Annotated in this window: 7 protein-coding genes and 1 tRNA gene; all 8 read left to right on the top strand. The window is 61.4% G+C overall.

Annotation, left to right across the window (positions count from 1 at the left end; translation table 11 throughout):
- Positions 1-173 precede the first annotated feature (173 nt).
- The 8 genes from AB5Y85_RS10870 to selB all read left to right on the top strand — a co-directional run bounded on the left by AB5Y85_RS10870 (position 174) and on the right by selB (position 8188).
- Positions 174-1892, top strand: coding sequence for an NADH-quinone oxidoreductase subunit C (locus AB5Y85_RS10870; RefSeq protein ID WP_257687907.1), 1719 nt, complete (start codon positions 174-176; stop codon positions 1890-1892).
- Positions 1893-1901: 9 nt separating this feature from the next.
- Positions 1902-2459, top strand: a complete 558-nt coding sequence (locus AB5Y85_RS10865) for a formate hydrogenlyase complex iron-sulfur subunit (protein WP_257687906.1) — start codon at positions 1902-1904, stop codon at positions 2457-2459.
- On the top strand, positions 2459-3274 hold the full coding sequence (locus tag AB5Y85_RS10860; RefSeq protein ID WP_005333324.1) for an NADH-quinone oxidoreductase subunit B family protein: 816 nt from the start codon (positions 2459-2461) through the stop codon (positions 3272-3274). Before AB5Y85_RS10865 ends, AB5Y85_RS10860 begins: the two co-directional genes overlap by 1 nt.
- A complete protein-coding gene (locus AB5Y85_RS10855) occupies positions 3267-3680 on the top strand; it encodes a formate hydrogenlyase maturation HycH family protein (protein WP_257687905.1) in 414 nt (137 codons plus the stop codon). The genes AB5Y85_RS10860 and AB5Y85_RS10855 overlap by 8 nt, the downstream gene beginning before the upstream one ends.
- The gene (gene hycI / locus AB5Y85_RS10850) at positions 3680-4171 is read left to right on the top strand and encodes a hydrogenase maturation peptidase HycI (protein WP_005301892.1); all 492 of its coding nucleotides are present in this window, start codon (positions 3680-3682) and stop codon (positions 4169-4171) included. The genes AB5Y85_RS10855 and hycI overlap by 1 nt, the downstream gene beginning before the upstream one ends.
- Positions 4172-4384: 213 nt before the next feature.
- Positions 4385-4476: transfer RNA gene (locus AB5Y85_RS10845), tRNA-Sec, on the top strand.
- 315 nt (positions 4477-4791) lie between these two features.
- Positions 4792-6270: an L-seryl-tRNA(Sec) selenium transferase gene (gene selA, locus AB5Y85_RS10840; protein WP_257687904.1), complete on the top strand. Its 1479-nt coding sequence runs from the start codon at positions 4792-4794 to the stop codon at positions 6268-6270.
- Between the two features lie 4 nt (positions 6271-6274).
- Entirely contained in the window at positions 6275-8188 is a 1914-nt protein-coding gene (selB, locus tag AB5Y85_RS10835; RefSeq protein WP_257687903.1) for a selenocysteine-specific translation elongation factor, read from the top strand.
- Positions 8189-8282: the final 94 nt, after the last annotated feature.

The following is an 8282-nucleotide window of genomic DNA, read 5'->3' as shown; positions in this document are numbered from 1 at the left end:
GCCCGCACCCAGTTCGTGCGCACCCACAAGCTCACCCGCTACGGCTTGGGGCTGGCCCTGCTGGCGCTGCTCGCCTATCTGGTCGGGATCTGAATCATGCCCGCCAGCACAGCAATTTTTTCCGATTTCATCATTTGTGAATGCTCATTCCCGAACATTAAAGTGAGAACTGCATGACCATCGCCATTTCGGATCGCATCGGCTGCGACTACATCCAGCAGGTGCGAGCACAACTGCCCCACGCCATCGTCGACGAGGAGTGGCAAACCGCCGATCAGGCCACCATTACCGTCAAGCCCACCAGTCTGGTCGAGACCGCCAGCCTGATCTTCCATCAGCTGGGGGGCTGGCTTCCGCTCTCCTTTGCCAATGACGAGCGCAGCCTCAACGGCCACTTCGCCGTCTACCACGTCTTCTCCATGGAGGGCGACACCAAATGCTGGATCACCGTCAAGGTGCTGGTGGATGCCGATACCCAGGAGTACCCCTCCATCACCCCGACCATTCCGGCGGCGGTATGGGGCGAGCGGGAGATCCGCGACATGTACGGCCTGCGCGCCATCGGCCTGCCGGACGAACGCCGTCTGGTACTGCCGGACGACTGGCCCGAGGATATCCACCCCCTGCGCAAGGACGCCATGGATTACCGCCAGCGCCCGATGCCCACCACCGACACCGAGACCTACCCCTTCGTCAACGAGCTCGGCAGTGATGCCAACCGCATCGTGCCGGTCGGCCCGCTGCACATCACCTCGGACGAGCCGGGCCACTTTCGTCTGTTCGTCGATGGGGAAGACATCATCGATGCCGACTACCGCCTCTTCTATGTCCATCGCGGCATGGAGAAGCTGGCGGAGACCCGCATGGGCTACAACGAAGTGGCGTTTCTGACCGACCGGGTCTGCGGCATCTGCGGCTTTACCCACAGCGTCGCCTACACCACCTCGGTGGAGAATGCCATGGGCATTGCGGTGCCGGAGCGGGCCAAGATGATCCGCGCCGTGCTGCTGGAGGTGGAGCGCCTGCACAGCCATATCCTCAACATCGGCCTGTCGAGCCACTTCACCGGTTTCGACACCGGCTTCATGCAGTTCTTCCGGGTGCGGGAGAAGTCCATGACCCTGGCCGAGCTGCTGACCGGCGCCCGCAAGACCTACGGCCTCAACCTGATTGGCGGGGTACGCCGCGACATCTTCAAGGAAGATCGCATCAAGGGTGCCCAGCTGGTGCGGGAGCTGCGTGATGAGCTCAAACCCCTGGTGGCCATGCTGCTGGATACCGCCAACATCTCCTCCCGCCTCATCGGTATCGGCAAGCTCGACCCGCAGATTGCCCGCGATTTCAGCTGCGTCGGCCCCATGGTGCGGGCGAGCGGCTTCAAGCGTGACGTGCGCCGGGTCCACGACTTTGCCGGCTACCGCGAGCTGCCGATGGTGATCCAGACCAAGGCGGGTTGCGACGTGCAGTCCCGGGTGCTGGTGCGCATCCACGAGCTCTACGACTCCCTCGACATGATTGAGTTCGGCCTTGAGCACCTGCCGGAGGGGCCGCTTCTGACCGAAGGGTTCACCTACCAGCCGGGCAAGTTTGCGCTGGGCTTTACCGAAGCGCCCCGCGGCGAGAACGTCCACTGGAGCATGACGGGAGACAACCAGAAGCTGTTCCGCTGGCGCTGCCGCGCCGCCACCTACGCCAACTGGCCTGCTCTGCGCTACATGCTGCGCGGCAATACAGTGGCGGATGCACCGCTCATCATCGGCAGTCTGGATCCCTGCTACTCCTGTACCGATCGGGTCACTCTGGTCGACCCCAAGAAGGGCAAATCCACCGTGGTCTCCTACAAGGAGATCGAGCGCTACGGCATCGATCGTAAAAACTCTCCGCTGAAATAAGGGGTCATCATGATCAAGCTGTTCAAGACCATCCTCAAGGCTGGCACCCCGACCGCCAAGTACCCCTTCGCCCCTATTGATGTGAACCGGGATTTTCGCGGCAAACCGAAATATCAGGCGGATCAGTGCATCGCCTGCGCCGCCTGCACCAAGGCCTGCCCGGCCAATGCGCTGGTGATAGAAGTGGACATGGAGACCGGCGAACGGCGCTGGGAGATCTCCATGGCGCGCTGCATCTTCTGCGGCCGCTGCGAGGAGGTCTGCCCGACCCGCGCCATCGCCCTCTCACCCGAGTTCGAACTGGCGGTGACCAACAAGGCCGACCTTTATGAGGAGGCCCGCTTCGCGCTGGCCCCCTGCACCCTGTGCGGCACCTACTTTACCCCGAGCAAGCTGGTGGCGCTGGTAGAGGACACCCTCAAGCAGGCGGGCACACCGCTCGCGACCCCGGAAAGGCTGCACCACTGCCCCGACTGCAAACGAAAACAGAGCATGCTGAGCCAGCCTGACTCGGCCCTGATCACACCGATAGCCACACCGATGGCCGCACAAAAGGAGTGGATGTGATGAGCAAGATCAAAGGCATAGAACCGGTTGTCGGCCATGCCCATACCCGCGCCGTGCCGCTGGCACAGGATCCCGAGATCACCAAACTCAAGAAGACCCTGCTCAAAGACATTCGCCGCTCGGCCTATGTCTACCGGGTCGATTGCGGCGGCTGCAACGCCTGCGAGATCGAGATCTTCGCCACCATCACCCCGCTGTTTGATGCCGAGCGTTTCGGCATCAAGGTGGTCGCCTCCCCCCGTCACGCCGACATCCTGCTCTTTACCGGCGCTGTGACCCGGGCGATGCGGGTGCCAGCCCTGCGCGCCTACGAGGCAGCGCCCGATCCCAAGATCTGCATCGCCTACGGCGCCTGCGGCTGTGACGGCGGCATCTTCCACGACCTCTACTGCGTCTGGGGCGGCACCGACAAGATCGTGCCGGTGGATGTCTATATCCCCGGCTGCCCTCCGACACCGGCGGCTACCATCTACGGCTTTGCGGTGGCGCTCGGTCTGCTTGAGCAGAAACTCAAAGCCACCAGCCACGAGGTGCAACCGGGTGAACGGGTCGAACTGCGCCACACCGGCATCCCCAACGAAATCCGGGTGATGATCGAACGCGAAGCGCGCCGCATGGCCGGTTATCGTCAGGGGCGGATCATCGCCGACGAGTTTATGGCCCTGCTCGAAGGGGCGACCCAGCAGGATGTGGATCTGCGCATCCAGAGCTACCTCGATCAGCACGACGATCCGCGCCTCTCGGAGATCGTCAACAACCTCGCAAACGCCTGCCTCAACCGGGCAGCCGGCAAGGGAGAGGCAGTGCATGGCTGACGAGGTTTTCTTCTATCGCCTCTCGCGCAAGTTCGTCGACGAGCAGTTCGACGTGCCGGAAGAGGCCAAAGAGGTGATGTACTACAGCCTCGCCATCGGCCACCACCTCGGCATCGTCGATTGCCTGCGAGCAGACCTGGTCTGCTCGCTGATCGGTTATCGCGACTGGGTGGCCAAGCTGCCAGAGGGGAGCGAAGCGCGCCGCAAGATGGAGGGGTTTCTCACCTTTGGCGAGATCACCATCTATCGCGAGCACTGCCATATGCTGGCCTGCGCCTTCGACCGACTGCGCAAAGCCGAAGGCGTGCTCGATGAGCAGGAGCTGGGCTGGACCAACACCTTTATGGAACAGCTCACCGCCCTCTTTAACGACCCCCATATGTACCTGATGGTAAGGAGCCGCTGATGGGCTGCAATCTCGTGTTGACCGTGGGCAATGCCATGATGGGGGACGACGGTGCCGGCCCCTATCTTGCCGACAAACTGCAAGCAGCCCCCCTGTCCGGCTGGATCCATATCGACGGCGGCATCGCGCCGGAAAATGTGGTCTACAAGGTGCGGGAGCTGCAACCGGAGCGGGTGGTGCTGGTGGATGCCGCCGAGATCGGCGAGAAGGCGGGAACCCTGCAGGTGATCCCCCCCGAGACCATCGCCGAGATGTTTATCTTCTCGACCCACAATATGCCACTCAATTTCCTGATCGACGAGCTCAAGACCTTTGTCCCCGAGGTGATCTTTGTCGGGGTACAACCGGCCATCGTGGCGTTCTCCTTCCCGATGACCGAGATGGTGAGCGAGGCGATGGATTATCTTTATCAGCATCTTGATGCCGCCAGTGACACCAGTCTGTTAATAGATAAACTGGATCAGTGGAATATTGCCAACGCCAACCGGTGATTATTTATCGAGTTGTTAACGACCGTTATTGACCAACGGTTCCGGCAATGTGATCGAGGCCCGATGTTAAATTAAAAACATCGGGCTAATTGTGCTGAACTTGATATAAAACAAGGTTGTTTGATTTTTTCAAAAAATCGCTAACTCTCGATTTTTTATGACAAAAAAAGCGTTGCCAGTCACAGAAATTTGCCACAAAATGGCGACCGTTACGGAAGTTGATGGGGTCTGGTGGCCTCCTCGGTCTTCAAAACCGATGTGAGCCGAGAAGGCTTTGGCAGGTTCGATTCCTGCCTCTTCCGCCAAACTTATCTATTGAACAAATACTCTCTCGCTGAATTTTTCGGCCTGGATGTTATTTCCATTGTTTGTTCAACATGTTTGAAGTAATACCTTAAAAAAAGGTGCTTGCCGCTTGCCAATATAATCCGAACTCAGGTTATCTCGCTGGCCAAAAATTAATTTATCAGCATCGATGCAGCATTAATTTATACCCGCTCATTAATGCACCCAGTTTGCAGTCATCCGCAAATCGCCAGCAGTGCCATAACCCGTCAGCTCGGCCTCTCTATCGGCAAACCGGTGCGCATCCCGAACCCACGCACAGCACTGGTAATCCCATGCCGAACTCGTCTCACGCGCCAGCCATCCTCCACCGCCAGCCCGCATCAGGTACGGCTGCCGACGATTCACAGCCAGATTCTCAGCAACAGCCCGGCCAGCAACAAACCCGCCGTCTGCCGCAAGTGGAACAGCTGCTGCAGCAACCTTTTCTCGCCGGGTTTATCGAGGCGCTGAGCCGCCCGTTGGTGACTCAGGCGGTGCGCGATACCCTGAGCGAGCTGCGCCAGAACGAAGATTTTCGCCAGCATGGGGTCGCCCCCGAGCAGATCGAGGTGCTGATTGCCAAACGCTGCCAACAGCAGTTGCGCCAGCGCCAGACCCGGGTGATCAACGCCACCGGCACCCTGGTGCATACCAATCTGGGGCGTTCGCCGTTAAGTGCCGATCTGTGGGACGAGGTGCGTGACCTCAACACCGGCTACAACAATCTGGAGCTGGATCTCGCCACCGGCAAACGCGGCGGGCGCAAGGGGCTGATCGCCCCCCTGCTCCGTTGCCTCACCCAGGCCGAGGATTCGCTGGTGGTCAACAACAATGCAGCTTCCCTCTTCCTGCTGCTGCAGGAGGTAGCAAAGGGGCGCGAGGTGATCGTCTCCCGCGGCGAACAGATCCAGATTGGCGGCGGCTTTCGCATTCCCGACATTCTGGCCCTCTCCGGCGCCAAACTGGTGGAGGTGGGCACCACCAATATCACCACCGCCAAAGATTACCTCGATGCCATCACCGATCAGACCGCGCTGGTGCTGATGGTGCACAGATCCAATTTCGCCATTCGCGGCTTTACCGAATCCCCCGATATCGGCGAGGTGGCCCGCGCCCTGCCCGAACATGTAGTGCTGGCGGTGGATCAGGGCTCCGGCTTGACCAGCGAAGAGTTTGCGCCGGATGAAACCTCGGTGCGCCAGTACATCAAGGCGGGGGCGGATCTGGTCTGCTACTCAGGCGACAAGCTCTTGGGGGGGCCGCAATCGGGCATCATCAGTGGCCGCAGCGACCTTATCAAGCGGCTGGAAAAACACCCCATGATGCGCACCTTCCGCCCGAGCCGCATCGTCTACTCCCTGCTCGAACGCCTGCTCATTCACAAGCTCAACAAGTCCCCAATCGGTGAAGGGATTGCCCAGCGCACCTTGAGCAACCCGGCCGCCATGGAGGCGAGAGCCTCCCGGCTGATGGCCGCCCTGCCCGGTTGCTTTGTGCCGGTCCCCGCCCAGCTGGTGGTGGGCGGCGGCACATTGCCGGACGAGTTCTACCCGGCCCCTGCGCTCGAATGCACCGACCCGCGTCCGGCCCAACAGCTGCTCGATGATTTGCGCGAACTGCCGGTGCCGGTCATCGCCACCGTGCGCCAGCAGAGAGTGCTGCTCAATATGGCCACCCTGCTGCCAACCGAGATGGAACTGCTGATCGCCCAACTCAGGGAGTTGCTGCTCCCCGCCCCGTTCAATGCAACAAATGCGACCGAGGAGTCCTGACCCCATGACCCCCTATCGCGCCGTTATCGGCCTTGCCGGCCACGTGGATCACGGCAAGACCCTGCTGATCAAGGCCCTCACCGGCATCACCACCGCCCGTGCCCACGAGCAGGCCATCGGCATGACTCAGGATCTCGGCTTTGCCCACTTCGACGACGGTCAGGGCAACACCATAGGCGTCATCGACGTGCCCGGCCACGAGCGCTATATCCGCAATATGGTGGCGGGGCTCTGGAGTCTGGATCTGGTGCTGCTGGTCATCGCCGCCGACGAGGGGTGGATGCCGATGACCGGCGATCACCTGCGCCTGCTCAAAGCGATGGGGGTACCACGCCTCTTGGTCTGCATCAACAAGTGCGATCTGGTCTCCCCCGACGAGCTTTTACTGCTTGAAGAGAGCCTGCTGGAGCGGGTAATGGACGAGAGCGGCATGGTGCCCGATATCGTCAGCGTCAGCGCCAAAACCGGTGAGAATATGGCGGCCCTGCACACTGCCATCGTGCGCCAGCTTGCCGAACTGCCAGCCTCACACGCTGCCCGCGAGCAGAGCGCCCCGCGACTGTATGTGGACAGAGTCTTTACCGCCAACGGCACCGGCACCGTGCTTACCGGCACCTTGCAGCAGGGCCGCCTCAAGGTGGGGGACAAGCTGCGCCTCTACCCCGCCGATCGGGAGGTGCAGGTGCGCTCCCTGCAGGCCTATCACCAGAGCGTCGACGAGATTGGCGCCGTCTGCCGGGTGGCGGTAGGCCTTAAAAAAGTGCCTCACAAGAAGGTGGCACGTGGTCACTGTCTTACCAGCACTGTCGGCCAGTGCGAGGCGGCAACCCACCTTATCGTGCGACTCAACGCCGAGAGCCTGAGCGGAAAGGCTCTACGCACGCAGGAAGTGGAAGTAGCCCTCGGCAGCTGGCATGGCCGCGCCCGTTGTGTGCCGATAAAAGAGGCACCTATAAAAGGGCTGCCCATCAAGGATACCCGGCTGGCGCGGCTGATCTTTACCAGCCCCATCCCCTGCTTCTTCGGCCAGCCGCTCGCCATCATTCGCCACGGCAGCAGCGAACTGCTGCACGGCGCCCGCATCGTCTGGTGCGGCGACATCCATCCCGCCAGACGCAAGGCGCTGCACACCCTGCTGGGCGAGCTGCCAGATGAGCTCGAACACTACAACCCGGCCACCCTGCAGCTGGGGCTCAATGGCTATGTGCTGGCCAGCCGCTTTGACCAGCGGCCAGAGCAGGTTACCCCCCTCGGTGACTGGCTGCTGGATAGCTGCTGGCTGGCCCAGAGCCGCGATCAGCTGCTGGCCACGCTGGCCAGCGAACCGCTGAGTGCCGCCGAGCTGGCGACCCGCTTTGGTATCGCCCTGCCGGTCACTCAGGCCCTGCTCCAGCAGCTCAAGAGCGAGCAGCTCATTCGCCTGCACCATGACAAGTGGCAGCAAGGCAGCGGCGAGTCGGAAGATGATCTGGGGGAAGAGGCGCAGCTGGTGCTCAAAGTGGTGCGAGATCAAGGCAAGGAGGGTTACGAGCCCGGTAAACTGGGCCCCGGCGGCGTTGAGCTGGATCCCTTTATCACCCGCAAGCTGCCCGCGGCCCTGCAGCAGGGCCTGCTACAAAAAGGCGCGTTGCAAAAGCAGCTGCGCAATCTGGCACGACTCAAGTATCTGGTGCAGCTCGATGGCCCCATCTACTACGACGCCGAGCTTTACAACCAGATGGTTGCCGCCGTGCTGGCGGGCCAGCAGGTGGGAGATCTGATCGACATGGCATCCCTCAAGGAGATCACCGGTTTGTCGCGCAAATACGCCATTCCGTTCTGCCTGCGCATGGAGATGGATGGCTGGGTGCGGCGCGAGGAGAACGAGCGCCGGGTGCTGCGCTTGCCGCAGACTCAAGATGAGATGGAGCCGGTATGAGCGCCACCATCGCCCCCTCTGGCTCTGCCAATCCGGTGGCCAACCGGCTGCGCCGCGAATTTCATATCGACGGCATCGTACAGGGGGTCGGCTT

This window comes from Aeromonas sp. R3-1, assembly GCF_040908345.1.
Classification (GTDB): domain Bacteria; phylum Pseudomonadota; class Gammaproteobacteria; order Enterobacterales; family Aeromonadaceae; genus Aeromonas; species Aeromonas veronii.
Note: the sequence above shows the minus strand (reverse complement) of the source record. Positions and strands in the feature narration are given on the sequence as shown.

What these genes read in the sequence shown, in the direction of transcription:
- AB5Y85_RS10870 (WP_257687907.1), top strand. Translation starts at nt 174, where the DNA reads ATGACCATCGCCATTTCGGATCGCATCGGCTGCGACTACATCCAGCAG.
- AB5Y85_RS10865 (WP_257687906.1), top strand. Translation starts at nt 1,902, where the DNA reads ATGATCAAGCTGTTCAAGACCATCCTCAAGGCTGGCACCCCGACCGCC.
- AB5Y85_RS10860 (WP_005333324.1), top strand. Translation starts at nt 2,459, where the DNA reads ATGAGCAAGATCAAAGGCATAGAACCGGTTGTCGGCCATGCCCATACC.
- AB5Y85_RS10855 (WP_257687905.1), top strand. Translation starts at nt 3,267, where the DNA reads ATGGCTGACGAGGTTTTCTTCTATCGCCTCTCGCGCAAGTTCGTCGAC.
- hycI (WP_005301892.1), top strand. Translation starts at nt 3,680, where the DNA reads ATGGGCTGCAATCTCGTGTTGACCGTGGGCAATGCCATGATGGGGGAC.
- selA (WP_257687904.1), top strand. Translation starts at nt 4,792, where the DNA reads ATGCCGAACTCGTCTCACGCGCCAGCCATCCTCCACCGCCAGCCCGCA.
- selB (WP_257687903.1), top strand. Translation starts at nt 6,275, where the DNA reads ATGACCCCCTATCGCGCCGTTATCGGCCTTGCCGGCCACGTGGATCAC.